The organism is Hymenobacter terricola (assembly GCF_017921975.2).
Taxonomy (GTDB): Bacteria; Bacteroidota; Bacteroidia; order Cytophagales; family Hymenobacteraceae; genus Hymenobacter; species Hymenobacter terricola.
Genome location: NZ_JAGEMO020000126.1, coordinates 1 through 23,799, shown reverse-complemented (window position 1 = coordinate 23,799; position 23,799 = coordinate 1). Strand labels below are relative to the sequence as shown.

Annotated in this window: 30 protein-coding genes; 29 read left to right on the top strand and 1 reads right to left on the bottom strand. The window is 62.0% G+C overall.

Going from position 1 to position 23,799, the window contains the following annotated elements:
• The 27 genes from J4G38_RS26670 to J4G38_RS26540 all read left to right on the top strand — a co-directional run.
• On the top strand, positions 1–359 hold a 359-nt coding region (locus J4G38_RS26670; protein WP_226163928.1), incomplete at its 5' end, for a hypothetical protein.
• 189 nt (positions 360–548) lie between these two features.
• Positions 549–1,544 carry a S49 family peptidase gene (locus J4G38_RS26665; protein WP_210521914.1) on the top strand — a complete coding sequence of 332 codons (996 nt, stop codon included), beginning with the start codon at positions 549–551 and terminating at the stop codon, positions 1,542–1,544.
• Complete coding sequence (locus J4G38_RS26660) at positions 1,534–1,941, top strand: hypothetical protein (RefSeq protein WP_210521913.1); 408 nt, start codon at positions 1,534–1,536, stop codon at positions 1,939–1,941. Before J4G38_RS26665 ends, J4G38_RS26660 begins: the two co-directional genes overlap by 11 nt.
• Before the next feature lie 61 nt (positions 1,942–2,002).
• The gene (locus J4G38_RS26655) at positions 2,003–3,010 is read left to right on the top strand and encodes a hypothetical protein (RefSeq protein ID WP_210521912.1); all 1,008 of its coding nucleotides are present in this window, start codon (positions 2,003–2,005) and stop codon (positions 3,008–3,010) included.
• 106 nt (positions 3,011–3,116) lie between these two features.
• Positions 3,117–3,797, top strand: a complete 681-nt coding sequence (locus tag J4G38_RS26650) for a hypothetical protein (protein WP_210521911.1) — start codon at positions 3,117–3,119, stop codon at positions 3,795–3,797.
• Positions 3,798–3,846: 49 nt separating this feature from the next.
• A complete protein-coding gene (locus tag J4G38_RS26645) occupies positions 3,847–4,089 on the top strand; it encodes a hypothetical protein (protein ID WP_210521910.1) in 243 nt (80 codons plus the stop codon).
• Between the two features lie 402 nt (positions 4,090–4,491).
• Positions 4,492–4,785 carry a hypothetical protein gene (locus J4G38_RS26640; RefSeq protein ID WP_210521909.1) on the top strand — a complete coding sequence of 98 codons (294 nt, stop codon included), beginning with the start codon at positions 4,492–4,494 and terminating at the stop codon, positions 4,783–4,785.
• A gap of 72 nt (positions 4,786–4,857) precedes the next feature.
• Positions 4,858–5,610 (top strand): hypothetical protein, encoded by a 753-nt coding sequence (locus J4G38_RS26635; RefSeq protein ID WP_210521908.1) that lies wholly within the window; start codon positions 4,858–4,860, stop codon positions 5,608–5,610.
• Complete coding sequence (locus J4G38_RS26630) at positions 5,607–5,849, top strand: hypothetical protein (RefSeq protein ID WP_210521907.1); 243 nt, start codon at positions 5,607–5,609, stop codon at positions 5,847–5,849. The genes J4G38_RS26635 and J4G38_RS26630 overlap by 4 nt, the downstream gene beginning before the upstream one ends.
• 2 nt (positions 5,850–5,851) lie before the next feature.
• Entirely contained in the window at positions 5,852–6,475 is a 624-nt protein-coding gene (locus tag J4G38_RS26625) for a hypothetical protein (RefSeq protein WP_210521906.1), read from the top strand.
• The gene (locus tag J4G38_RS26620) at positions 6,460–7,197 is read left to right on the top strand and encodes a GREB1-related protein (RefSeq protein WP_210521905.1); all 738 of its coding nucleotides are present in this window, start codon (positions 6,460–6,462) and stop codon (positions 7,195–7,197) included. Before J4G38_RS26625 ends, J4G38_RS26620 begins: the two co-directional genes overlap by 16 nt.
• Positions 7,198–7,206: 9 nt before the next feature.
• Positions 7,207–7,560 (top strand): DUF2829 domain-containing protein, encoded by a 354-nt coding sequence (locus J4G38_RS26615; protein WP_210521904.1) that lies wholly within the window; start codon positions 7,207–7,209, stop codon positions 7,558–7,560.
• Positions 7,561–7,572: 12 nt separating this feature from the next.
• Positions 7,573–7,902: a hypothetical protein gene (locus J4G38_RS26610; RefSeq protein ID WP_210521903.1), complete on the top strand. Its 330-nt coding sequence runs from the start codon at positions 7,573–7,575 to the stop codon at positions 7,900–7,902.
• Between the two features lie 143 nt (positions 7,903–8,045).
• Positions 8,046–8,987 carry a DUF932 domain-containing protein gene (locus tag J4G38_RS26605; RefSeq protein ID WP_210521902.1) on the top strand — a complete coding sequence of 314 codons (942 nt, stop codon included), beginning with the start codon at positions 8,046–8,048 and terminating at the stop codon, positions 8,985–8,987.
• Positions 8,988–9,072: 85 nt separating this feature from the next.
• Positions 9,073–9,723, top strand: coding sequence for an AAA family ATPase (locus J4G38_RS26600; protein ID WP_210521901.1), 651 nt, complete (start codon positions 9,073–9,075; stop codon positions 9,721–9,723).
• Positions 9,710–10,378 (top strand): hypothetical protein, encoded by a 669-nt coding sequence (locus J4G38_RS26595; protein WP_226163926.1) that lies wholly within the window; start codon positions 9,710–9,712, stop codon positions 10,376–10,378. Before J4G38_RS26600 ends, J4G38_RS26595 begins: the two co-directional genes overlap by 14 nt.
• A 58-nt stretch (positions 10,379–10,436) precedes the next feature.
• A complete protein-coding gene (locus tag J4G38_RS26590; RefSeq protein WP_210521899.1) occupies positions 10,437–11,219 on the top strand; it encodes an N-6 DNA methylase in 783 nt (260 codons plus the stop codon).
• Positions 11,220–11,422: 203 nt separating this feature from the next.
• Complete coding sequence (locus tag J4G38_RS26585; RefSeq protein WP_210521898.1) at positions 11,423–11,623, top strand: SymE family type I addiction module toxin; 201 nt, start codon at positions 11,423–11,425, stop codon at positions 11,621–11,623.
• 58 nt (positions 11,624–11,681) lie between these two features.
• Positions 11,682–12,203, top strand: coding sequence for a hypothetical protein (locus J4G38_RS26580; protein ID WP_210521897.1), 522 nt, complete (start codon positions 11,682–11,684; stop codon positions 12,201–12,203).
• Positions 12,193–13,689 carry a terminase large subunit domain-containing protein gene (locus J4G38_RS26575; RefSeq protein WP_210521896.1) on the top strand — a complete coding sequence of 499 codons (1,497 nt, stop codon included), beginning with the start codon at positions 12,193–12,195 and terminating at the stop codon, positions 13,687–13,689. The genes J4G38_RS26580 and J4G38_RS26575 overlap by 11 nt, the downstream gene beginning before the upstream one ends.
• A 300-nt stretch (positions 13,690–13,989) precedes the next feature.
• Positions 13,990–14,292: a hypothetical protein gene (locus J4G38_RS26570; protein ID WP_210521895.1), complete on the top strand. Its 303-nt coding sequence runs from the start codon at positions 13,990–13,992 to the stop codon at positions 14,290–14,292.
• 2 nt (positions 14,293–14,294) lie between these two features.
• Positions 14,295–15,566 (top strand): hypothetical protein, encoded by a 1,272-nt coding sequence (locus tag J4G38_RS26565; protein WP_210521894.1) that lies wholly within the window; start codon positions 14,295–14,297, stop codon positions 15,564–15,566.
• A 30-nt stretch (positions 15,567–15,596) separates the two neighbouring features.
• The gene (locus J4G38_RS26560) at positions 15,597–16,541 is read left to right on the top strand and encodes a DUF6712 family protein (protein WP_210521893.1); all 945 of its coding nucleotides are present in this window, start codon (positions 15,597–15,599) and stop codon (positions 16,539–16,541) included.
• Positions 16,542–16,543: 2 nt separating this feature from the next.
• Positions 16,544–17,014: a hypothetical protein gene (locus J4G38_RS26555; RefSeq protein WP_210521892.1), complete on the top strand. Its 471-nt coding sequence runs from the start codon at positions 16,544–16,546 to the stop codon at positions 17,012–17,014.
• Positions 17,011–17,817 (top strand): hypothetical protein, encoded by an 807-nt coding sequence (locus tag J4G38_RS26550; RefSeq protein ID WP_210521891.1) that lies wholly within the window; start codon positions 17,011–17,013, stop codon positions 17,815–17,817. Before J4G38_RS26555 ends, J4G38_RS26550 begins: the two co-directional genes overlap by 4 nt.
• A 2-nt stretch (positions 17,818–17,819) precedes the next feature.
• Positions 17,820–18,287 carry a lysozyme gene (locus J4G38_RS26545; protein ID WP_210521890.1) on the top strand — a complete coding sequence of 156 codons (468 nt, stop codon included), beginning with the start codon at positions 17,820–17,822 and terminating at the stop codon, positions 18,285–18,287.
• Positions 18,284–18,778 (top strand): hypothetical protein, encoded by a 495-nt coding sequence (locus tag J4G38_RS26540; RefSeq protein WP_210521889.1) that lies wholly within the window; start codon positions 18,284–18,286, stop codon positions 18,776–18,778. The genes J4G38_RS26545 and J4G38_RS26540 overlap by 4 nt, the downstream gene beginning before the upstream one ends.
• A 52-nt stretch (positions 18,779–18,830) precedes the next feature.
• Here the strand turns inward: J4G38_RS26540 and J4G38_RS26535 are convergent, their stop codons facing one another.
• Positions 18,831–19,025 carry a hypothetical protein gene (locus tag J4G38_RS26535; protein WP_210521888.1) on the bottom strand — a complete coding sequence of 65 codons (195 nt, stop codon included), beginning with the start codon at positions 19,023–19,025 and terminating at the stop codon, positions 18,831–18,833.
• Between the two features lie 81 nt (positions 19,026–19,106).
• Between J4G38_RS26535 and J4G38_RS26530 the strand changes: the two genes are divergently transcribed.
• Positions 19,107–19,637: a hypothetical protein gene (locus J4G38_RS26530; protein ID WP_210521887.1), complete on the top strand. Its 531-nt coding sequence runs from the start codon at positions 19,107–19,109 to the stop codon at positions 19,635–19,637.
• A gap of 1 nt (position 19,638) precedes the next feature.
• Entirely contained in the window at positions 19,639–23,799 is a 4,161-nt protein-coding gene (locus tag J4G38_RS26525) for a phage tail tape measure protein (RefSeq protein ID WP_210521886.1), read from the top strand.

The following is a 23,799-nucleotide window of genomic DNA, read 5'->3' as shown; positions in this document are numbered from 1 at the left end:
GCCAGGACGAGGCCGGCCTGTGCGCGGCCTACATCGACGTGGAAATTACCATGTACGCCGCCGCCGCCGACGGCGACGGCTACGGGCCGGAACTGACCGCCGAGGGGTTTTTACGCCGCCAAAAGACGCTGGTCGCCGATAACAACACCGTGGTCAACCCCAGTACCGGCGAAATTCTGCTAATCCGCACTCCTGTGCAGAGCACGGACGAGTGGCTGGCCGCCGCCAACGCCATACCGGGGCCGGCCATGCTGCAAGGCGAGTTTTTTGGCCTTCTGCGGAGCTACTCGCCGATTGACATTGAGGGCCTGATTGTGACCCACATCACCCAGGCCGATGGGATGGGCCGCTTCGCATGATAGTCGTGCTGCCGGCCTGGTGCGTGCCGGCGTTGTGCCTGGTGCTGCTGGCTGGCCTGGCACGAGTAGCCTGGCAGGCCTTCCGCCGCTGAAACCGAAAGCCCCGCCCGCCCGGCGGGGCTTTTTCCGTCCTATGGGCCGCTGCCTGAAAAGGCGAACATTGTATACCGCCACCAAAGCGGTGCCCCGATGTACGACTTGCTCACCAGCTCCTGCTGGGCCCTCGAAGCCAAATACTTTTCCCTTGCCAAGGAGCGCATTCTGGGCCGCCTTGGCAAAGGGCTGCCGGCGCTGTCGGCCGATGAATCCCGGCCGCGCCGCTACCCCCACCGGGATGCGGAGGGCTACCCGGCTGTGTGGCAGGCCTCAGCCGATGTCGTCGTAGGCAGCGGGCCAGGCCTGGCCACCAGCATGGCGCAGGTGCTGGCCGGCCCTCGTGGTTCGGCCGGCTCGGCGAATACCAGCGGCTCGAAAGTGGCCATCCTGCCGATTCAGGGCACCGTGCAGAAGCGCGGCGGCTATTGCTCGCTCGGCACCAAAGACTTGGTGGCGAGCCTGAACGCGGCCAACCGCGACCCCGAGATTGCCGCCATCGTGCTCGATATCGACTCGCCCGGCGGGCAAGTGGACGGCACGGAGGAGCTGGCCCAGGCCATTGCGCAGAGCCAAAAGCCCGTGGTGGCTTACATCGACGGGCTGGGGGCCAGCGCCGCCTACTGGATTGCCTCGCAGGCCAGCTCCATTTTCATCAATTCGGCCTCGACCGGGTACGCCGGCAGCCTGGGCGTGCTCTGCATGAGCATCAACCAGACCACGTTCCTGGAAAAACAGGGCTACAAGGTGGAAATCCTGCGCTCGACCCGCGCCGTGGACAAGGCCCGCCTCAACCCGGTGGAGCCGCTTAGTGACGCCGTGCGGGCCGTGGTGCAGGCCGACCTCGACCAGATTGGCGAGACGTTCATCGCGGCCGTGGAAAAGGGCCGGGCGGGCAAGCTGAGCACCAAAGAGGACGTGTTCACCGGCAAGGTCTACAAGGGTGCCGATGCTCTCAAATTCGGCCTGGTCGACGCCTTGGGTTCGCTGCAGGACGCCGTCAACAAAGCCGCTTCCCTGGCCCAATCCGGCCAGGGAAGCGGAAAACTCGCTTCATCATTCACCCAAATCCTACAAACAAATGGCATTTGAATTTAAGAATATTCTCAGCGCGCTGGGGCTGAAGAACAGCACCGACCCCGTGACTGAGGCCCACCTGCAAGCCGCCGACGATAAAATCGCGCTGCTCGAGCAGGAAAAAACCGCCGCCGACACCCGCGCCACGCAGGCCGAAGCGGCCCGGGTAGCGGCCCAAACCGCGCTCGATACGGCCAAGGACGAAGCCACCGCCAGTGCCGATAAGCTGAAGGCCGCTGAGGAAAAAACGGCCACGCTGGAAGACTGGAAGCAGAAGCAAAAAGCCGTTGACGGCCGCCAGGAGGACGACAGCAACGACCTCGACACCGAAGACGAAGGCCCGAAGGCTTCGTGGGAAGTGGCCGCTTCCAAGGCCATTGCCAGCGTGAAGCGCCGGGTCGGCGAGAAGTAGGCCAGCCTCCAACCAGTAGTTCCATTCATTATTCACGCTTTCGCTTTACTGCATAACTAGCATGTTTACACCAGTTGATTTCTCGGGCTTGCCCGCCAAAATGCAGGGCTACACCCTGCGCGAAACGGAGCAGCTGCTCTCGATGATACTCATCGACGGGCAGTCGTTCCTCAACTACATGGGCCTGTTTCCCGACGTCACCGACGAGCTGGCCCTGACCCAGATTTTCGTGTCGAGCGTGCTCCAGCCCGGCGGCAAGGACACCTTTGACCCGAAGGGCACGGTGGGCTTCAAAAACCGCATCGGCAAGGTGCGCGAGTGCAAAATCGACTACACGCTCAAGCCCTCGGACATCGTGGCCATGTGGAAGGGCTACCTGGGCCGCATTGCCAAGAGCAAGCAGGGCTCGGTGTACGACGTGCCGTTCCAGCAGTACATCATCGACAAGCTGGCTGAGCGCGCCAAAGAGGAAATGCACCTCGATGCCGTGTTCAAGGGCGTGTACAACAAGGACAAGAAAACCGCTAACCGCGTGTTTGACGGCCTGTTGCCGCTGCTCTCCAAGGCCGGCATCGTGCCGGCCGGCAACATCTACGCCGGTGCGCCCATCACGCAGACCAACGCCATCGACCAGCTCGAAGGCATTTCGGACAAGGTGCCCTCGCACCTGCGCAACCGCAACCTGGTGATGCTGGTGGAGCCCACCGTGGCCACGTTCTACAACCGCGACTACCGCAACACGTTCGGCGGCAACATCAACAACACCGGCGGTTTCTCGCACACCACGATTGACGGCACCACCATCACCATCACGCCCGAGCCGGGCCTGGCCGATACCGGTGGCGTCATCATCACGCCGGCCGACAACCTGGTGTGGCTCACCGGCCCGCTGGGCGGCGGCCCCAACTCGTTCATCATCGAGAAGAGCAAGCGCAACGTGGACATCATGTGCGACTTCCAGGCCGCGCCGGATATCAGCATTGCCGAGTACGTGTGGTGCAACGATGCAGCCCTGGAAGCCGGCGCTGCTTTCATCACGGCGGAAGCCGCTGAGCCCGACCCGGCCTAAGCCACCGGCCCCGGCTGCCTCCGGCGGTCGGGGCCACTCGGCCTCAGTTCATGCCCCGCATCTCACCCCTGGTACCTGTCTTACTCTTAGCTTTTACGCATTCATCATGAAAAAACTCTTTTCGGTGCTCAGCGCGTGCGCCTTTTTGCTGGCCCTCGTGGGGCTGGCCATCAACCATTTTCCCGACCAGGCGCAGGCCGTGGCCAGCGTCGTGCCCCACGGCGCGGCTTTCATCACGTTCCTAGTGGGCACTGGCGGCAGCGCCCTGGCCTGCGTGGTGGTGCCCATTACCGAAATCGTGGCCGACGACTGCCCCAACCCCGGCGGCCTGACCGATTTGCACGTTATCCGCCGGCGGCACCTCGAAACCTTTCCCGCACCGGGTGCGGATGGCGTGACCATCAGCACGGCGCTGGTGCCGGTGGACGGCGAAGGCTTCGTGCCGTGGGCCTTTGCCCAGGACACCGGCGAGGTAAACCACAAATCGAGCGGCGACGCCGGCAACCAGAGCATTGCCCACGAGCTGAACGTGTACGTGCCCCGCGGCAGCGCCACCACCGATGCCGTGATTCAGGCTGCCCTCAACGGTGATTTCGTGGTGATTGGCCGCGACAGCAACGGCAACCTGCGCATCGCCGGCGACAAGCGGCGCGGCGTGAAGTTCGAGCACGACTACAAGTCGGGCAAGAAGGGCAACGACAAGAACGGCACCGACTTCAAGTTCTCCGGCGAGGGCTTCACCCACGTCCCGTATTACTACACGGCCGCCATTCCGCTGAAAGCGTAGCCCGGCCTGCGGGCCATTCAATCAATTTTTCCACCTAATAACTTAACTGATGGAACTGACCAAGTTTGACCTGGTGAACACCGGTGGCCTCAAAGGCCTGAACTATAAAGGGGATAATATTCCCTTCGACAAAATCACGGACGCGCTGGCCGAGGAGCTGGAAGGCAAGACCCATGTGCTGAAGCGCAAAGCAGAAGCGCCCGTGACAACGGTGGCCATTGCCGAGCCGGCCACGGAAGCCGCTGCTGAAGCCGAGGCGTCGACCACCAGCCGCCGCTCGCGCAACAACTAAGCCCGAAGCTGTTATTCCTATCGCTCGTGTTTTATCTGCTATCCCAAAAAGCCTCGCCCACCCGGCGAGGCTTTTTTTGTAGGTTCGGGGCATGGGATACGACGACGACGATTTGCCCCCTTATGTGAGTACCGCGCTTTTTGGCCTGGTGCTGGTAGTCCTATTTTTCGCAGGTCGCTGGGTCTACCAGCTGCCCTGGGCGCATTGGTGGCACTGGCTTACGAACTGGTAGCCTATCTTTGACCCGCGAATACCTGTTGCCCTTCTTGCCTGAACGCCCCCGGCCGTGCCCTCTGGAAACGGCCGGGGGAGCGTGCGGGTGCAAGTCCCGTAGTTTCTGGGGCGTTCAGGCGCATCAGGTATTCGCAGCGATTCCTCCGGCTTTCCCGCCGCACGCTGCCTATGTCCACTTCCCGCTTTGCTCTCTCGCCGCTGCCCGCCCTGGCCACGTTCCTGGTGCAGCGCGCCCAGGGCAACGAGCAGCTGCAGGCGGCGCTCGATGACGGACTGGAAGATTATATGGAAGGGGCGGAGGTGATGCTCACGGCGCTGCGGGCGTTGCTTGATGAATGGCTGAGCGATGGCCAGGAGGTGCTGTTCACTACCAACGAGTTCACGGAGCCGTATAAATGGCTGGCCATTGCGGACCAGCTGGAGGTGGTGCAGACCTTCCGCAATCTGCTCGGCGAGGACTGAATCCGTCCTATTGGCCGTCTGGCTATTGCGATAAGTTTGATTTCAACGAACCTGAAATCAACCCTTATCCGAATGGAAAACCCACTTGAGGAAATCATCAACTGGCTGGATGCCGGCGATGAAGCCGACTACAAAGCCGGCCTGGCGCTGCTGGAGCGCTACTGCAAAAACCGCTCGCTGCTCAACCAGCTGCAACGCAAGGACTCGGCCAACAACCGCGAGAAGCTGCGCTATGAGCTGATTAAGGCGACCTGCGGCGGCAACCTGGAGCATACCAACGAGGTGCTGAACCAACTGGCTGAGGTGGTGGAAGCCGACGTGCAGGTACTGGTCGAACAGCAGGGCGATGCGCTGCGTGCTTTGGTGTTCCCCCAGCAGCTGGCCCCCGACGTGGTGCCCGAGGCGGTGCAGGCCGACGTGGACGACCTCACGCAACTGATGGCTCGCGTGTATAACTCGCGCTGCCAGTTGAGCAACACGCTGGCCGACATCGCCGAGGCCGATGGCCCCCGCGTGGTGGCCGAAATCCTGAGCCTGCAAAACCAGTACAACGCCCTGGCCGAGAAGCGCCGCCGCCTGGTGGCCGGCGAGGCGGTGGCTGAGGCGGAGCAGCCCGCCGCTCCGGAGCAGGAAGCCGCGCCCGTCGTGGACCGGGGCGAACTGGTGAAGCAGCGCCAAAACCTGCGCTCGAACATCAGCAAGGCCAAGGGCAAGCTCACTGCTGCGAAGAGCGACGCCAAGAAAAGCGAGCTGGAGCAAAAGGTTGGGCAGCTGACGGTGGAGCTGGCCACCCTCGATATGCAGCTGGCGCTGCCGCAGGTATGAGCCACGTCGCCACCCTCAACCGCCGCTATCTGGTGCAGCGCATGCTGGCCTGGCTGGTGGTCCTGCTGCTCTTCGTGCTGGCCATTGGCTCGTGCATGCCTTACTCGGTGTACCAGCTGCCCACGGCCGCGCCCCGCGAAATTCGTCAACATCATCGCCGGGCCCAGCAGGCCCGGCGCCACCGCGTGCGTCAGCGCGCCTACCCCCGCCCCAATCCGGAGTGGAGACAACGATACTAACCATGGCACACCCCCGTATGTGGCGGCCCGAACAGCGCCGCCTCGACCAGCTCACGCCGCTGGAAAATAACCCCTTTGGCCGCATTACGGCCGAAAAGCGCCGCCGCCTGGAACAGAAGCTGCTGGAGCTGGGCACCTTTGAGGCGGCTACCGTCGATAACGACGGCGTACTGCTCACCTTCAACAAGCGCCACAACCTGCTGCTGGGCCTGTACGGGCCCAGCTACGAGGTGACGGTGCTGGCACCCACCGGCGAGCTCACGGCCGACCAGCGCCGCAAAATCATCCTGGCCTCGAATGTCAACGAAGGCGAGTGGATTGATGAGATTCTGCGCGAGCAGTACGCCGACGTGCTCGACGACGTGGGCTTGCAGCTGGCCGCGCTCGATGCCGACGTGGCCGCGGCCGCCGGTGGCGCGAAGGAAGCCGAGCCGGAATACCCCATCGTGGCCGAATTCTCGGAGAAGTACGATGCGGTGGTGATTGTCTGTCGCAATGAGATTGATGCCAATTTCGTGCGGGAGGTGCTGGGCCTGGATAAGGCCCAGAGCTACAAGAGCAAGGAAGTGGGCACTACCCGCGTCATCGACGCGAAACTGTTTTGCGAGAAATGGAAGTCCAGGTAGTTATTCCCAGCCATAAGCGGGCCGGCCGCATCCTCACCCTGGGCGTAGTGCCGGGGGCCATTCTCTGCATACCGGAGAGCCAGCGCGAGGAGTACGCCCGGGCGCATCCGGACGCGGAGCTGGTGACCCACCCCGACGACGTGGTGGGCCTGGCCCGCAAGCGCAACTGGATTTACCAGCACTTCGGCGATGTGCTCCAGCTCGACGACGACATCACCGACTTCCGGCGCATGTACCTGCCCGCCGGCGAGAAGGTGAGCGTGGCCCCCGACCGGGTGCACGCGATTATCCAGGAAACGGCGTACGCGGCCAAGCAGGCGGGGGCGTACCTGTGGGGCTTCACCAGCAATCCCAACCCCACGATGTACAAGAGCCTGGCCCCGATTGCGCTGACGGGCTACGTGACCGGGTGCGCCACCGGGCTGCTGGCCGGCTCGAAACTCTGGTACAACCCCGATATCATCTGCAACGAGGACTACTGGATTTCGTGCCTGAACGCCTACCACCACCGCCTTATCTGGAAGGATACGCGGTTCACGTTCATTCAGAAGGATACGTTCGTGGGGCAGGGCGGCCTGGCTGAGTTCCGCAACATCGATGCGGAGAAGGCCGACTTCGAGCTGCTGCGCCGCTGCTTTGGCGACGTGATTCAGGAAAAGAAGGATGGGAAGCTGGCGAAGCGGAAGCATCAATTTCAAAAAACCATGAAACTGCCTTTTTAACAACTCACTATGAACATCGCAAAGAAGAATATTGATTTTGGCTGCGCGGTTTGCGCTGCTAAGCGCGGACAGCGCATTGCCCGGGCAGGCTGGAACGGCAAGGGCATGTTCGTTTTCATCCGTCCGGCTGACCAGCTGGACGTGCACACCATTGTCGAGCGCGTGAAGTCGCTGCCGCAGTCAGTTAAGGACTTTTTCAAAGAAAAGTACCCTCTTACCCATCCCATTGCCGACGTCACCCAGCTACCCGTCGTGCATTTCGGCGAGTACTTCTGCATGTACGCGGCGGATGGCAGCATTGTAAATGGTTGGTTGGCCTCACAGACTGACATGCTGGCTACTGATTGGTGCATCTTAGACTAGGGAGGGCCAGCCATGAAAATTATTCAGCCAGGCCGCGCCCAGGAAGGATGGGCCAAAGAGTACAAGTGCACCGGCAAGGGCAATAAAGACGGCGGCTGTGGCGCTGCTTTATTGGTTGAGTACAAAGACTTGCGTCACACGAAAAATACCGATTACCTCGGCGATAGTGACTACTTCGTAACTTTTCGTTGCTGCAGCTGCGGCGTTCTTACCGATATCCCAGAGCGCGATATTCCTGGCTCAGCGCGTAGTCTTCCTTTCGGTCCGGCAGACGGTAGCAAATGGAGCGATGAACTGCCTCCGTTACCGGTAGCACCAGACCCCCGCAGGGTTGGTATGTAAGCTAAAGCCCCGTAGCACCTGCTACGGGGCTTTTTTTGCCAGTATCTTATTAGAAAATAAAGGTTGTTGGGTTTCTGTATCTGGTTCTGTATGAAGACCTTTACATATCAGTTCACCACAATACAAACCATCTCAATAACCACATGAAAAAGACCACGCAAACCCCCGAAGTCAACCTGCGCACTGGTAAGCGCAAGGCCACCCGCCGCCCTATAGCCGTCCTGGTAGTAGAGCAGCCCACCGCTGAGCAGCTGGCCCCCAGTGACGACGACTTGGCCGCCGAAGCCCTCTATCAGGAAGCCCAGGTGCTGGCCGCCGGCGCGCCGGTTGTGGCTATTTCCAACATTGTGGAGATTCCCAGCATTGCCGCGCATCCGGTGAGCGCTCCGGAGCGCCAGGCCTTCCGCTCGGAAGCCCTCGACCTCATCCTGAGCGCGGCGGTGCCGGCGAGTACGAAGACGTACTCGCCGCTGAGTCACATCGACCTTATAACTTCGGTGAAGGAGCAGCTGGACAAGCGGGGCCTCACGATTAAGGATGAGCGGTACCAGGAGAATCGGAAGGGCCAGCAGATGTTTGGCCACCTGACCGTGGCCGGCTACAACGGCGAGCAGGATATGTGCCTGGGCTTCCGCAACAGCTATGATAAGAGCATGCAGGTAGGCGTCGTGGGCGGCTCGCGCGTGATTGTGTGCTCGAACATGATGTTCGCCGGCGACTTCAAGGCCCTGGCCATGCACAACGGCAATTTGGTGCAGGAAATGAACACGATGCTTGGCAAGGCCGCCGACCGGCTGGAAGAGCACTACCGCAAGCTCCAGCTCGATTCGGAGAAAATGAAGCAGGTGGAGGTGAACCCGCGCATCATTCACGAGATTCTGGGCGAGTTGTTCTACTCCGAGTCGGTGGTGAGCGAGGCGCAGCTGCGCATCATTCGCGGCGAGCTGCGGGAGCAAACCAACTTTGGCGACGGCAGCCTGTGGGATATTTATAACCACACCACCGAGGCGCTGAAGACGACGCCCAGCGGGCTGATTATTGGTCGGCACATCGACGCGCACCAGTTCTACATGCAGCGCGCCTAGCCTGTAACTCCTAACTACTAACTGTGTACACAAGCCTCCGGCCGTGCTGCGGTCGGAGGCCTGGCTACGCCTTTGCCCTAACTCAATGAGCAAGTACGATTTAAGAACCAAGAAAGGCTACGACTTCTTCGAAGTGTCGAGCGCCCTGCAAAAGTGCATCCGTCGCGGGATGGAGGAAGAGGCCATGTACTGGGCCGTGGAGCTGTTCAATTCTGCCTACGTGGAGTACGTCTGGAAGCGGCTGCGCATCATGGCCAGCGAGGACGTGGGCCTGGCGGTGCCCGGCATCGTGGCCGAGATTCAGGCGCTTTACCAGCACCACAAGCTGCAAGCCACCAAGAAAGAGGACAAGAACCAGCCCGAGCGCCTTTTTCTCACCCATGCCGTGATTATGTTGTGCCGCGCTCCCAAGAGCCGCGTGGTGGACCACGCGCTGCTCTACCACTGGATGCGGCACGAGCACGTGCACCTGGAAATTCCGGAGTGGGCCTTGGACAAGCACAACGAGCGCGGCCGGCGGCTGGGCCGGGGGTGGCGCCATTTTTTCTTTACTGGCACGCTGCTGGCCGACTCGGGCAGCGTGCCCGGCGAGCACGAGTACAAGCAATTGGCGATGGATGCAGTTGGCAGCCCGGCGCCGTCGATGTTTGCTCCCGCGCCGCAGCCTGAGCCAGGCCCGTCAAGAGTGCTGAGTCTGTTCCCCGAAGATGCCCCCACGCCCGATGCCGAGGGGTGACCAAATGAAGCGGGTGATGCGCAAGCGCACCCTCGACGAGCCGGGCTACTACGCCTTCGCGTCGGTCGTCGGCCAGCAGCGGCACTTCAACGTGCAAACGGCCAAGCTGCTGGCCGCCTACGGGCTGGAGCCCCTGAGCCTGCTCGATGGCCAGGGCCGGCCGCAGCCGCCCCAGCTGCCGCCGCCCGCCATCCTGGAGTGGATTATTGAGGAGAGCAATTGCCCGATGACGCAGCTGCGGGCCTTCGTGGACGTGGGCGGCGATGAGCAGCCGGACGCCACGCCCTGGGGCCGCATCGCCGCCGGGCTGGTGAGCACCACCGAGGCCAGCCTGCGGCGCTGGGGCGATGCCAACCACTTCACCCCGCAGCTGCTCCGGAACTACTGCGGTCCCGAAGGCATGCCCCTTGACGTGCAGGCCATGGTGCTTAGCCACGAAAGCCAGGTGCTGGAGGTGGAGGAAATCTGGCAATTCATCCTGGCGCATCCCCGGGGCTCGCACACCTACCGGCCCCAAACCGTGGGCCACCGGCTGGCTGAAGCCTTCGGGCGCAGCGCGGGCTTCCGGCTCACCTATCGCTACGCGGTGGACCTGCTGGGCCTGATGCAGGGCCGAGAGCCCGCGCCTCCGGAGCAAGAAGAGCCGCCTTTCTAATTATTCAACCTGCAAGAATCCCGGCCCAGCGCCGGGATTCTTCATTTTCCGCCTAGTTATGGCCAGTGACTTAGAATGCTATAAGCCCTTCGTGGCGACCATGGAGCGGCTGGCCGGCCGTCATACCCTCGGAACCGTGTTTTCCGATTTCCTCACGCTGGCCACGTGCTCACTACACCCCCAAACTCTGTTGAGCCCAGGGCTGAATCCGGACCCCGAAAACGAAGCGCAGTACCTGGCCGTAGCCGGCCGGTACCAGCGGGAGGAATTGAACAAGATGGCCGAACTGATTGGCTTGCTCATGCTCCAGGCCAGCTCCCGGCCCTACTCTGACCTGTTGGGTGACTATTTCACGGAGCACGTCACCCGCGGCCGCAACGGGCAATTCTTCACCCCAGATAACATCTGCCTGATGATGGCCAAGATGGTGGGCGGGGAGGCCTGCGAGGGCAAAACCGTCAACGACCCGGCTTGTGGTTCCGGCCGGATGCTTCTAGCCTTCGCGCAGGACGCCCCCAAAAATCACTTCTTTGCCTCCGACGTGGATGCAAATTGCGCCCGCATGGCGGCTCTGAACTTCTACCTCAACGGCATGACGGGCGAGGTGGTGCAGATGAATACCCTGACGCTGGAGGCCTGGCGTGCCTGGCACATCAACGCCGGCGTGCGCGGCATCCAACCCATCCCATTGGAGCAGGCGCTGCAAGTGCCCCGCCCCGCCCGGGGCAAGGCACCAGGTGCAGCACAATCGCCCGTGCGGGTGGTGCCGGCGCTGCCGGTGGCCACCTTCCCGTTCGTGGCAACGCCCGCCTCGACCAGCGGGCAACTGAGCTTCTTCTAAAAGCGAAAAGCCCGGCTAGGCCGGGCTTTTCTATCAGTTCACACACCGGCATCTCAAAACCAGCGAATGAGCCGCGAAGATAGGGCAATTGCCGAAAAATATAGCATTTTCAACGAAAAATAAAGGCTGTCGGGTTTCTGTAATCCGTTCTGTATGAAGACCTTTACATCATCAGTTACACACATTTACCCATCTCAAAACCCATGCAAAAGAACCGTAAACTCCAGATTGAGCGCCGCTGGCGCGCCGGCAAGTGGAAAACCGTCACCCCCGTAGCCCAGATTCTGCTGAAGGGAAAATGGCTGGAGCAGGCCGGCTTTGAGGCCGGCCACCAGGTGGACGTGGAAGTGTGCCAGGGCCAGCTCGTGCTGCGGGCCATCGGCCTGAGCGTCTTGGCAGGCTAATTTCCGTCCTACTGAGGCCGTGAGCGGGGTTGCTACTTAGGTGGCAATCCCGCTTTTTATGAAAAAATTAGGTAAGGGCGATAAGCTCGATAAATACCGCTCGCACCTGGTGGATGGGCTGGACCTCAAGCCCGACGAGCTGGAGATGCTGGCCAAGTACCGCAAGGCCCACGGCCTGCTCTGCCTGGGCTTCGGCCGCAACCAGGTGCTGGCCACCCTGGAGAAGGAATACGAGCTGAGCCAGCCGCAGCTCTACGCCATCGTGCGCGAGAGCATTGCCCTGTACGGTAGCATCGAGGAGGTGGACAAAAAGGGCCAGCGCGTGGTCTCGCACGAGAACTACAAGCTGCTGGCCAACCTGGCTCGCAAGAACGGCGATATCGGCGCGGCCATTCGGGCGCAGGAAAACGCGGATAAGTTGCTGGGGCTGTTCGAGGCTGAGAAAACGGTCATCGACCCGAAGGCCTTCTTGATTCCGGTGGCCATCAGCTTCAGCACGGACCCAGCCGTGTTGCGTGCGCAGGAAGCAACCGAGGATGTGGAGTTTGAAGAAATGGGGGAGGGCAACGATGCGTACTAAGCAGCACGGGCAGCCGCGCAACACCTACGTCAACGATAAGCAGCGCCAATTTCTCGAATCCACCCAAAAGCGTCGCACGTTCGTAGGCGGGCGTGGCTCGGGCAAAACCACCGTGGCCGGCCACCAGACGCGGGTGGAAATGAACTACCTGCCCCGCGCCAAGTCGTTTCTAGCTGGCCTCACCTACACCCAGCTCACGAGTAACACGCTGCCGGCGATGGAAGCCGCCTGGCAGGTTCATGGCTTGCGCGAGTATGACCCTAAAACGGGCTTTGGGCACTACGTGAAGGGTAAGAGGCCGCCCAGCGACTGGATTAAGCCTCACCAACCACCCAGCAATTACGAAAACGTCATTTCGTTTCTGAACGGCTATACCATCCAGATGCTGAGCATGGACCGGGCCGAGTTGGCGCGGGGCGGCAATTACGACACTGGCCACATCGACGAGTCGGCTTTGATGAAGCAGGACCACGTCAATAAGATTTTGCGGCCGATGATTCGGGGCAATATCTACAAGTATCCCGATTCGCCTTACCACCAAACCTTCTGCGACTATACCTCGGTGCCCTGGCTGCCTTCGGGCCAGTGGGTGTTCAATACCGAAGACCTGGCCAAGGAAGACCCCGAAAACTACTTTTTCCTGGAAAGCAATGCCTACGACAACGTGGCTGTGCTCGGGGAGAAGTACCTGCGTGACCTGCGCAACGGCATGACCCCGCTTGAATGGGACGTGGAGGTAATGAACAAGCGCCTCACCAAGCTGCCCAATTCGTTCTATCCCAGCTTTTCGGAGGAAAAGCACGGGGTCTGGAAAACGTACACGTATGTGCACGACGACGAAACCGGCCTCACGCACAGTATCGACTCGGACCGCGACCCCAAGCGGCTCATGGAGTTGAGCTTTGACTTTAACGCCGCCTTTACCTCCCTCATCCTGTGTCAGGAGCATGGCAATGAGTTCCGGATGCTCGATGCGCTATGGGTCAAGCAGAGCAGCACCACGGTAGTGGACGCGCTGGTGGATAAGTTCTGCGATACCTACGAGAGCCACGAGCGCAAGGAACTGCTCATCTATGGTGACCGGAACGGCAACAACAAGCAGGTAGGCTCGAACCTGACCCTCTACCAAACCATCCAGCAACGTCTGGCCACCCGCGGCTGGAAGGCTACCGTGATGGTGCAGGGCCTCGACCCTGACCACCGACTCAAGCACATTGCCATTAACCAGCTGCTGGCCGAAAATAACCCGCGCCTGCCCCTCATGCGCTTCAACCGCAACAAGTGTAAGTTCCTCATCATCTCCATCCAGCAGTCCCCCATCAAACCCGACTGGACTAAGGACAAACGCAGCGAGAGCAGCAGCATCGACCAGGAGCGGGCCACTCACCTCAGCGACTGCTTTGACAACATCGTCTACCGCAAGTACGGCCACCTCTTTGGCCAGGCCCAGACCTTCGAGAAGGTGTACTTCTTAGGCCGCGACTAGCGCACCTGGTACTGCGTGGTGGCAATTGCCACCTGTATCACTCAACAAACGGCCCTGGCACCATTGCCAGGGCCGTTTTTGCTTGGTGGCCCACGGCATAGGCTCGTTCATATATTCCCTAAAAATTGCCAGATTGGCAATTGCCAAACGCTAAAGGGCGCGCTCTCTTGCGTGGGTCACGCAATAAAAATCGGGCCGCCGGGCGGGCGTTCTGCCTGATTTTGTGGGCCGTAGGCTGAAAACACGCAATAATTTATTTCCGTCCTATTGGCCGGGGGGTGAAAACGGCAATTTGAGTCCATGCAACGGATTCATATACGCACCGCGCTGGCCGAAATCGACCAGCACGAGGAGAACGGCCAGGGCCGGGCCTTTTCGCTCCAGTATCACAAAACGGACGGCAGCAGGGGCAGCAAGCCGGCCGTGCGCAAGGGCGGGCTTTCGGGCGTGGGGCCGGCGGCCAGCCCCACGAGCGGCGGCTTCCGCTACAAAGTGAAGGAGAAGGGCACGTTGCAGCTGGTGGACTGCGCCACCAATAAATCATTTGCCCTCAAAATCATTCTGCTGACCCACTTCAACGGGCAGCGCATTCTGCACGCGTAGCCATGAGACGGGACATTAAAGACTTAGGGGGCGGGCTCTTCATCCTGCCCGGCGCGCAGGCCCTGGTGGAACTCACCAAGAGCGACAAGGCCCAGGACGTGAACTTTGGCGGCGCGGTGCTCACCAGCGGCGGGTTCAAGATTGCGCCGTGGGGGGCGGACAACCTCCAGCCGCAAAAGATGCTGGAGCTGGTGTACAACAACCACATCAAGCCGCAGCTGATTACCACGGCCCGCGATTTTTTGCTGGGCTCGCGGGTGGGCTGCTTCACGCGCAAGGTGGTGGCCGGCAAAATCGTCGTTGAGCCGGTGATTGACACCGCGATGGAGGACTGGTACGAGTCCATCGACGGGGATGCCGCCATGCAGAGCCTGGCCTACAACCTCGAAGGATTCGCCAACTACTTCTCGGTGCTCTCGCTGGCCTCGAAAAACTACGTGGAGGGCATCCAGAGCTTCGATGCCACGGTGGTGCGCGCCCTGGTCACGACCCGGCCCCGGCCCGACCGCTACGCCCTGCACCACGACTGGCGCAATTTCAAGGCCGACGAGGCGCAGATTCTGCCGGCCTACGACCCGCTGAACCCCAGCAAGTTCGGCGAGTGCCTGCTGCACGGGCGGGACTGGACGCCGGGCCAGAAATACTACGACGTGCCGCCGTATTGGGGCACCCGCAAGTGGACGGAGGTGAGCAACAAGATTCCCCGCTTCCACTCTTCCGGCCTCGATAACGGCTACAACCTCAAGTACCACATCCGCATCCCGGCCGGCTACTTCGACCAGTTTGGCGACACGCCCGAAAAGCGCCAGGCAGCCGAGCGCGAGCTGATGGGCGCCATGAACGAGATGCTGGCCGGCGTGGACAATGCCGACAAGGCCTTCGTCTCAAAGTTCGCGGTGGATGCGATGGGCAAGGCCCTGCCGGGCTGGGAAATCGTGCCCATCGAGAACAAGATGAGCGACAAAGCCTACGATTCGGTGAACACGCAGGCCAACATTGCCCACACTTCCGGGCACGGCATCGACCCCTCGCTGGCCGGCATCGACACAGGCGGCAAGTTCGGCGGCTCGGGCTCCGAAAAGCGCATCAGCTACCAGCTGCACATCGCCCTGCGCACGCCCACCAAGCGCAAAATCCTGCTCCAGACGCTGCGGGCCGCCCACAAAATCAACGGCTTCAACCCCGAACACCAGTTCGGCTTCGAGGACGTGGACCTGACCACGCTGGCCGAGAACCCGACCGGGCAGCAGAAGGTGGCCAACAAGGCCATGTAGCCCCCAAAAGTTAACTTATAAGGTAAGGAAATGCTGTTCAATAGCGTAGTTGAAGTAAAAAATAGCCTGGGCACGGTGCACAAGAACCTGAACGCGGAAACGCTGCTCAGCTTCGTGGGCCAGGCCGAGGTGCTCTACCTGGTGCCGGTGCTGGGCGAAGGCCTGGTGGAGCAGCTGGGCAGCCTGCCGGCCACGGAGGCCCCGGAGCACCTGGTCGCCCTGCGCCAGAAATTTCGCGCCGCCCTGGCCTACTACGTGGTGCTCGAGGCGGCCCCGTTCCTGAGCGTGGCCTTCGGCGAGCTGGGGATGAGCGAGCAGAGCGCGCAAAATGCCGCCCCTTCGCGCCAATGGGTGTACAACAACTTCGTGGAAGCCGCCGCGGCCGCCGCTGATAAGCTGCTCGACGTGGCCCTGGCTTGGCTCGACAGCCACGCGGCCGACTACGCCGAGGAGCTGGACTCCCCGGAGTACCGCTCGCGCAAGCAGCTGCTCATTTCGTCGGCCGCGCAGCTGGGGCAGTACGTGGCCACGGGCGGCAGCCGCCGGTTCTTTCTGGCCCTGCTGCCTACGCTGCGGCAGGTGGAGGAGTTTGAGCTGGCCGACGTGCTGGGCGAGCAGTTGCTGGAGCAGCTGCGTGAGGGCCTGGCCGGCGGCGAGGAGCCCAGCACGGCTACGACGAAGCTGCTGGGCCTGGTGCGCCCGGTACTCGCCCACCGGGCCTTCGCCCAGGGCATCGTGAACCTGAGCGTGGCGCTGACGGGCACGACCCTGCGCCTGCTCTCCGACAACGAAGCCGTGCGCCAGCGCCTGGCGGTGCCGGCGGAAACCGTGTCGGCCCTGAGCCAGCAGGCCACGGCCAATGCCGACCGCTACCAGGCCCGTTTGGTGGCATACCTCGATTCGCTCACGCCCACGGCCGAGCCGAAGACGGTGCAGCTGCACGATAATTCCGGCTCGGCCACCTTCTGGGTATGAGCATGACGCCCCGATTCCTGACCGTGGAGGCCGTGGCCGTCGTGGCCGCCGGCGTCAGCGGCTTCGTGGATGCGCACATCTGGTCGCCGGCGTACAGCTACTACTCGCTGCTGGTGCTAGTGGTGCTCGACGTGTTGACCAACAACCTGGTGGAAGGCAAGCCGATGGTGCCGCGCAACCTGGCCCTGCGCCTGCTGGCCTACACCGTGCTGCTGGCCTTCGCCCACGGCTTCGCGGAGCACGAAAAAGGGCTGTTTTTTCTCTCGCAGCTGGCTATGGCCCCCTTTGTCATCGTGCACATGCGCCGGCTGATTATCAGCTTCGGTAAGCTCGATTTGGTGGAGCCAGCCGTGGCCGACCTGCTGCAAAAGCGCATCACCCGCGCCAGCGAAGTCGCCGCTGAATCCGTGCCGGTACCGGAGCCCGCCGCTCCTGCGCCAATGGTAGAACCCACCTTACCCGTCGCCCCATGATTCGCTTTCGCCTCAATGGCCGTCCCCATTTCCTGCCCGATAGCTGGGCCGAACTGACGGGCAAGCAGCTGCAAGCCGCCGCCCCGTACCTGGCCACCGACAGCGTGGCCGCCCGGCTGGCCGTGGTGCGGGCCTGGTGCCCGAAGCTGCGCGACAAGGACGTGCGCCGGCTCACGGCCGACCAGCTCTGGGACGTGCTCTGCCTCGTGGGCTGGGCCTGGAAGCTCGACGCGGCCCCGCTGCCGCAGTTCGAGCACCGGGGCCGGGTGTACCGGCTGCCGGAAGCGCAGCTGCTCGATGCCGTGCTGGTTGAGTACGCGATGGCCAGCGTGTTCTTTCACCAGTTCGCCAAGCCCAAAAACCCGCAGGCCAAGGCCCTCGACCACCTGGTGGCCACGCTCTGCCGGCCGGCCGCCCCGGGCGTGAACGAAAACGACCCGCACTGGGATGGCCAGCGCCGGGAGCGCTACAACGGCAAGCTGGCGGAGGCCCGCGCCGGGGAGCTGGCCGACTTGCCGCTGGCCGTAAAAATGGTGGTGCTGCACCACTTTCTGGCGGCCGAGCGCTTCATCCACAAGGCCTACGCCGACCTCTACAAAAAGCCCGAGCCCGCCGGCGAAGGCCCCGCCCCGGCTCCGCGCCCGACCGGCGACGGCACCCAGGTGCTGGAAATCCTGGCCGACCTGGCCGAGCGCGGCACCTACGGCACCTACGAGCAAGTGGCTTACACGAGCCTGCACACCGCTTTTTACAACCTGGCCAAACAGGCCCGCCGCCGGCGCGAAGCCGAAAGAGAATCGTAGTTATGAAAATTTCCCCCGCAGGCCTGGCGCTCATCAAGCGCGAGGAGCAATTTATGGCGCGCAAATACTACTGCGCCGCCGGCAAAGCCACCATTGGCTACGGCCACGTGATACTGCACGGTGAAGAGCCGTACCTGTATCAGTCGCTCACCGAAGCCGAGGCCAGCGCGCTGCTCCAGCGCGACGTGGACAGCACCTACGGTGCCCACGTGGCCAAGCGACTGCTGCGCCCGGTGACGCAGAACCAGTTCGATGCGATGGTGTCGTTTTGCTTCAACGTCGGCACCGGCGGCTTCGACCAGTCGAGCGTGCTGCGCCTGGCCAACGCCGGCAGCACCGACCGCGCCGCCATCACGGCCGCCTTCACTGCCTGGAACAAGGTCACCAACCCCCAAACCAAGCTGAAAGAGGCCAACAAAGGCCTTACCCTTCGCCGTGGCCGCGAGGCGGCCCTCTACCTGCAAGCATGAGAAACCTGCTATTCGCCACCGTGTGCGCCCTAAGCCTGGCTTCGTGCGCGAGCAGCCGGCCGGCGGCTGACTCCACGCCGCCGGCTGCGCTCCAGAGCACAGCCGTGGCGCTCGACTCGCTGGCCCAGCTGCCGGCGTACCTAGTGCCGGCCCCGGCCGGCAGCAGCCCCCGCCAGCGGCGGCAGTGGCAAAAAGCCCAGACCGCCAACCTGGCCCGTGCCGGCGTGCTGCCCACCACCGTTAAAATCAAGCACAGCGCCGTGGCCACGGCACCGGGTGCGGTGGCCGTGACCAAACCCGAAGCGTCGGTGGCGGCCGGACCTGGGGCGGTGGCCACCACCGTGACCAAAGCCAAAGCCCCAGTCGCTACCGGCCCCGGTGCCGTGGCCACGGCCACCACCCAAAGCGGCCTGAGCTACTGGTGGCTGCTAGTAGTGGCGGCTGGCCTGGTCTGGTGGAAGCGCAGGTGGTTGGCCACGCTTTTCGTGTAGCTGGCCACATCCTGGCCACAAAGCCCCGCCATTCGGCGGGGCTTTGTAGCTGCTACTTGGCTAGCTTCCACCAATCCGCCCACTGTTTGGCATCAAAATGAGCTGGGCCGTGCTGCGGCGCATGCGGCATTGGAACGTGGACGGAGCCATCCTGCTGAAAATCGGGGCTTAGTTCGTACTCCTGATTCAGCCGGAAACCTGCGTAGCCATCGAGCCCGTTGTAGCGAAAGGTCTGTTGTTTTGCCATGACGCAAAGGTAGTAGCCCTGCCATCTGGCGGGGCTTTTTTCGTCCTATGCCCCGCCGGCCCGTGCCCACATCTTGAGGGCATGAGTGAATTCTCCGCCGACTTTCAGCGCATCCTCGACGAGGAATTGGGCAACTACTCCGCCCGGGCCCTGGCCGAGCTGGCGGCTGCCATTCAAAAGCAGGGCCTGGTGTTCTCCGAGGAGCTGCTCCAGTCCCTGCGCTCGGAGGTCATAGCCGCCTCAGCGCGCCACGTGGCCAGCATGGGCATTGCCTTCGCTGAATACGGCCGCATCCGGGACATGAAGGGCACCAACCGCAGCAAAGCGCCGCCCATTGAGGAAATCGAGGCTTACGTGAAAAAAGTAGGCATCGACAAGTTCCCCTACGTGCCCGGCTATGGCTTCAAAAGCCGCCCCGTGGGCCTGGGCCGCACCATCAACCGCATTGCCTGGGGCATCGCCCGGGCCCGGCTCCGCGACAACAGCCAGGTGCGGCCCCGGCCCTGGTTCGCCAAAACCTTTTACTCCAGCCTCAACCGCTTCATCGACGCGGTGACCACCCGCTACGCCGCCCAGACCGGCCAGCACATCGCCGCCAGCATCAGACTCTAGTATGGCCAACGTTAGACAGGACAACGTCCAGATTAAGCTCGAAATCGACGGCTCGCAGTCGCGCACCGAACTCGACAACCTCACCCGCAAGGCCGACGTGCTGAAGGAGAGCATGAAGGGCCTGAAAAAAGGCTCCGAAGACTACGTAAACGCCAATAAGGAGCTGAGCCAGGTCAATGCCCGCATGAAAGAATTGCGGGATGAAATCGGCCTTACGTCCCTGAGCACGAACCAGCTCAAGGCGCTGGCCAGCCAGCTGGGCCGCGAGTTGGGCAACCTCACGCCCAATACGGAGTCGTTCCTCAACAAAGCGAAGGAATTGGCCGATGTCGATGCGCGCCTAGCCCAGGTACGCCTCGAAGCGAAGGGCGTGAAAGACGAGCTGGTCAATGCCGGCGGCGGCGTGGGTGATTTCATCAAAAAAGCGGCGGGCTTTGCCGGCATCCAGCTGGGCGTGCAGGCCGTGGTGAGCGGGCTCAAGCAGCTGGGCAGTGAGAGCATCGACGCGGCCGTGAAGGGCAGCGACTCGATTGCCGACATGGAAAAGGCCCTCAACCTGACCACGGCCCAGGCCAAAGCCCTGCGGGGCCAGCTGGAGGGCATCGACACCCGCACCGCGCAAAGTGAGCTGGAGGCCATTGCCGTGGGCGGCGGCCAACTCGGCGTGGCGGCTGCCGACGTGGACGAATTCACCCAATCGGTAGACCAAGCCGTGGTGGCCTTGGGGGACGAGTTTACGGGCGGTGTCGAGGAAGTGACCCAGTCCATCGGCGGCCTACAGAAGCTGTTTAAAACCACCGCCGACCTCAAGCCCGACCAAGCCATCACCAAAATCGGCTCGGCCCTCAACGCCCTGGGCGCGGATGGGAGCGCGACCTCGCCGGTGATTGCCGACTTTGCAGCCCGTATCGGGCAACTCGGCGACCTGGCGCCGGAAATCACTCAGACGCTCGGCCTGGGTGCCGCATTCCAGGAATTGGGCCTGTCGGCCGAGATTTCGGCGGGTGGCTTGAGCAATGTGCTCCTCACGGCCTCGAAGGACACGGCTGGCTTTGGCAAGCAAATCGGGCTCACCAGCACGGAGTTCCAGGCGCTTATCAACTCCGACCCCAACGAAGTTATCCTGCGCCTGGCGGCTAGTTTCAAGGGTGCCAGCAACACGGAAATCATTGGCACGCTCGACAAGCTGGGCATTAAGTCGCAGGAAGCCACGAAGGTGGTGAGCCTGCTGGCCAGCCAAACCGACATCGTGCGGCAAAAGCAGGCGCTGGCCAGTGCCGAATTTGCCAAGGGCACCAGCCTCACGGACGAATTCAACAAGAAAAACACCAACGCGGCCGCTGAAGTGGCCAAAGCCGAGAAGGGGTTCGCGCAGTTCCGGCAGGAATTGGGTGAGTTGCTAATCCCGATTTACATCAAGTTCCTCCAGTACAGCGGGCTGCTGGTGGACGTGCTGAAGGCCTTGCCCTCGTTTGTTTCGGAAAATAAAACCGCGTTTGGGCTGCTGGCCCTGGCCGTGGTGGCCTTCAATGCGGAACAAATCAAGACGCAGGCCACCACGCTGCGCAGCTTGGTCCTACAGAAGCTGGTGGCCCTGGGCGTGCTCACGGAGGTAGAAGGCAAGTACAGCCTCATCACGGCCACTGAGCTGCAAACGGCCGCGCAGGAAGGGCTCAATACCGTGCTCACGGCCAATCCCATCGGCATCATCATCACGCTGCTGGCCCTGTTTGCCTTCGGCCTGAAGCAACTCTACGACCGCAGCGAAACCTTCCGGGCGGCCGTGGATAGCCTCTTTACCATGTTGCGGCCGCTGGGGGCGCTGTTTGGGACGTTGTTCACGCAATTGGCCCCGCTGGCTAACCAGCTGGGTAATTTCTTCGGCAGCTTCAGCAGTGGCAAGGGTAGTCTGGAGTTGTTTGGGCATTTGATGGCTGTTTCGGTGGTGCTGCCACTTAAGTTGGTGATTGCCGACCTGCAGCTGGGGGTTGATGCGTTCTTCGGCTTTCTCGATGCCGGCAAACGAGTGGCCAATTTCTTCGGAGCAGATTTCAAGCTCGACCCCAACGGCAGCTTCGATGTGCTAACTAAAAACCTGAAAAACAACGCCAAATCCATTGGCGATACCTTAACCGGGCAGGATGCGGCGGTTGCCAAAGCGGCGCAGACCAAGCGCTTTGATGACTATGCGGCCGAATTGCAGCACCGCTACAGTCTGCAGGCCGAGGCCAATGCCAAAAAGCGGATATTGGAGCAGAAGGCGGCCGCCGATAAAAAGGCCGACGACTTGAAAAACGACCTCGAAAGCCTGAAGGCCCGCGAAGCCAACATCAAAGCGGCCCTGGCCCTGGTGGCGGCCGGCTCGGCTGAGGAGCTGCGCTTGAAAAAGCTGGAAATCACGACAAAGCGTGACATCGACCTGTTGGGGGAAAAGAAAACGGAGGGAGATAAAAAGGTGATTCGGGCGGAGGCGCTGCGCGACCTTCGCCAGCTGCAGGACGACTACGACAAGAAAACCCAGGCCGCTGCCGAAAAACGCGCGAAGGACCAGGCCGATGTGGATAAGCGCATCGCCGACCTGAAGGCGGCGCTGCTCACCGACGAAACCGAGAAAAAGATTCAGCAGCTGAATGCTGCTGCGGAAAAGGAGAAGGCCACCGCCAAGGGCACCGCTCAGGAAATTGCCGAGCAGAAGAAGCTCATCGAGGAGAAGCTGGCCGTGGACGTGGCCGAGGTGCGGCGCGCCCGGGCGCAGAAGGATGCTCAAGAGGAGCTAGAAATTGAAAAGCAGCGCAACAGCCTCATCAAAAATGAGTGGGAGCGCCGGGCGGCGGAGCTGCGCACGGCCGCCGCTGGCGAACAACTGAAAATACTGGCTACAGATGAGCAGGGAGCTGAGAAGCGCCGGCTGATTGAGGCAAAGTTGCAGCAGGACCTGCTGAAGCTGGAGGCCGACCGCGTGGAGCAGCAGCGGGCCATCGCTGAGCGCATCGTGGCCATCGACGATGATATTGCTGTTCGGCGTGCTTCTAGAAAAGTTGCTCATGCACCGGAGGGAAGTGCCAAACAGGCCAACGCGATAGATGAGGAGCACGCTGCCCGCCAGAAAGAATTAGATGACCAACAAACGCAGGAGCTCGACAACGAAAAGTTAACCGGTTCGGAGAAAGAAGCAATTAACCGTGATTTTGAGGAGAAAAAGGATGCCTTAAATCAGGAGTATGCTGACCGGCAGACGGCGCGTGACAAGGAGCGGGTTCAAACAACGATTGAAACCTTCGGCAACGCCATTGCCTTTCTGGGCGATTTATCAAAAATTGACTCCGATAAGCAGCTAACAAAGCTCGACAAGGACAAAAAGGCCCGACTGGACAAGCTGGAGGCCGAGTACAAGGCCGGCCGGGTGAGCAAGGAGTCGTACGAGCAACAGAAATCTAACATCGAGTCGAACTACGACGCTAAAACCCGCGCCATTAAGAAGGAGGCGGCTGAAAAAGAGAAGCAGTACAACATCGCCCAAGCCATCATTGCGGGCGCTTTAGCGGTCATTCGGGTTAGCTATAACCCATTTCTGGCCATCGCCACCGGCATCACGGCCGCCCTGGGCGTGGCCAAAATCATTGCCACCCCGATTCCCGAGTTTGCCAAGGGTGGGGTGGTTGGGGCGCCACGGCCGACGTGGCGCGAGAAGGTGCGCAAGTTCGCCTCCGGCGGGAGCATCAACCCGGTGGCGGGCGTGCCCACGGCCGGCCAGCTGCACAGCGGCGGCGGCATCCGGATGGTGGACGGGTCCACTGGCGAGCACCTGGGCGAATGGGAGCGGGGCGAGCCGTACATGATTCTCAGCCGCGACACCTACGCCAACAACCGCGAATTGGTGGACGACCTGCTCGATACCAGCCTGAATCGGAGCGGGGCCCCGGTGCGCCGGCGCGATGGGGGCCACTACGCCGAGGGCGGCACGCCGGGCGGCACGCTGCCGGCCGCCGGTGGTGCCGCTGCCGGCAACGGCGAATTACTATCGGCCGTGCAGCGGGTAGAAAAGGCGGTGCTGGCGCTTCCCTCACGGCAGCACATTGCCTGGAACGACGAGGATACGGTGAACGTGGAGGACCGGCTTGGTGAGCGGCAAGAAGTGCGCGACACAACCGGCATTCGGTAG

Bases quoted from the DNA above. Each gene is read 5' to 3' on its own strand.
- J4G38_RS26590 (WP_210521899.1), top strand. From the start codon at position 10,437: ATGGCCAGTGACTTAGAATGCTATAAGCCCTTCGTGGCGACCATGGAG.
- J4G38_RS26610 (WP_210521903.1), top strand. From the start codon at position 7,573: ATGAAAATTATTCAGCCAGGCCGCGCCCAGGAAGGATGGGCCAAAGAG.
- J4G38_RS26545 (WP_210521890.1), top strand. From the start codon at position 17,820: ATGAAAATTTCCCCCGCAGGCCTGGCGCTCATCAAGCGCGAGGAGCAA.
- J4G38_RS26570 (WP_210521895.1), top strand. From the start codon at position 13,990: ATGCAACGGATTCATATACGCACCGCGCTGGCCGAAATCGACCAGCAC.
- J4G38_RS26595 (WP_226163926.1), top strand. From the start codon at position 9,710: ATGCCGAGGGGTGACCAAATGAAGCGGGTGATGCGCAAGCGCACCCTC.
- J4G38_RS26530 (WP_210521887.1), top strand. From the start codon at position 19,107: ATGAGTGAATTCTCCGCCGACTTTCAGCGCATCCTCGACGAGGAATTG.
- J4G38_RS26650 (WP_210521911.1), top strand. From the start codon at position 3,117: ATGAAAAAACTCTTTTCGGTGCTCAGCGCGTGCGCCTTTTTGCTGGCC.
- J4G38_RS26580 (WP_210521897.1), top strand. From the start codon at position 11,682: ATGAAAAAATTAGGTAAGGGCGATAAGCTCGATAAATACCGCTCGCAC.
- J4G38_RS26630 (WP_210521907.1), top strand. From the start codon at position 5,607: ATGAGCCACGTCGCCACCCTCAACCGCCGCTATCTGGTGCAGCGCATG.
- J4G38_RS26540 (WP_210521889.1), top strand. From the start codon at position 18,284: ATGAGAAACCTGCTATTCGCCACCGTGTGCGCCCTAAGCCTGGCTTCG.
- J4G38_RS26535 (WP_210521888.1), bottom strand. From the start codon at position 19,025: ATGGCAAAACAACAGACCTTTCGCTACAACGGGCTCGATGGCTACGCA.
- J4G38_RS26550 (WP_210521891.1), top strand. From the start codon at position 17,011: ATGATTCGCTTTCGCCTCAATGGCCGTCCCCATTTCCTGCCCGATAGC.
- J4G38_RS26615 (WP_210521904.1), top strand. From the start codon at position 7,207: ATGAACATCGCAAAGAAGAATATTGATTTTGGCTGCGCGGTTTGCGCT.
- J4G38_RS26575 (WP_210521896.1), top strand. From the start codon at position 12,193: ATGCGTACTAAGCAGCACGGGCAGCCGCGCAACACCTACGTCAACGAT.
- J4G38_RS26625 (WP_210521906.1), top strand. From the start codon at position 5,852: ATGGCACACCCCCGTATGTGGCGGCCCGAACAGCGCCGCCTCGACCAG.
- J4G38_RS26645 (WP_210521910.1), top strand. From the start codon at position 3,847: ATGGAACTGACCAAGTTTGACCTGGTGAACACCGGTGGCCTCAAAGGC.
- J4G38_RS26655 (WP_210521912.1), top strand. From the start codon at position 2,003: ATGTTTACACCAGTTGATTTCTCGGGCTTGCCCGCCAAAATGCAGGGC.
- J4G38_RS26600 (WP_210521901.1), top strand. From the start codon at position 9,073: ATGAGCAAGTACGATTTAAGAACCAAGAAAGGCTACGACTTCTTCGAA.
- J4G38_RS26640 (WP_210521909.1), top strand. From the start codon at position 4,492: ATGTCCACTTCCCGCTTTGCTCTCTCGCCGCTGCCCGCCCTGGCCACG.
- J4G38_RS26585 (WP_210521898.1), top strand. From the start codon at position 11,423: ATGCAAAAGAACCGTAAACTCCAGATTGAGCGCCGCTGGCGCGCCGGC.
- J4G38_RS26635 (WP_210521908.1), top strand. From the start codon at position 4,858: ATGGAAAACCCACTTGAGGAAATCATCAACTGGCTGGATGCCGGCGAT.
- J4G38_RS26620 (WP_210521905.1), top strand. From the start codon at position 6,460: ATGGAAGTCCAGGTAGTTATTCCCAGCCATAAGCGGGCCGGCCGCATC.
- J4G38_RS26555 (WP_210521892.1), top strand. From the start codon at position 16,544: ATGACGCCCCGATTCCTGACCGTGGAGGCCGTGGCCGTCGTGGCCGCC.
- J4G38_RS26605 (WP_210521902.1), top strand. From the start codon at position 8,046: ATGAAAAAGACCACGCAAACCCCCGAAGTCAACCTGCGCACTGGTAAG.
- J4G38_RS26565 (WP_210521894.1), top strand. From the start codon at position 14,295: ATGAGACGGGACATTAAAGACTTAGGGGGCGGGCTCTTCATCCTGCCC.
- J4G38_RS26525 (WP_210521886.1), top strand. From the start codon at position 19,639: ATGGCCAACGTTAGACAGGACAACGTCCAGATTAAGCTCGAAATCGAC.
- J4G38_RS26665 (WP_210521914.1), top strand. From the start codon at position 549: ATGTACGACTTGCTCACCAGCTCCTGCTGGGCCCTCGAAGCCAAATAC.
- J4G38_RS26660 (WP_210521913.1), top strand. From the start codon at position 1,534: ATGGCATTTGAATTTAAGAATATTCTCAGCGCGCTGGGGCTGAAGAAC.
- J4G38_RS26560 (WP_210521893.1), top strand. From the start codon at position 15,597: ATGCTGTTCAATAGCGTAGTTGAAGTAAAAAATAGCCTGGGCACGGTG.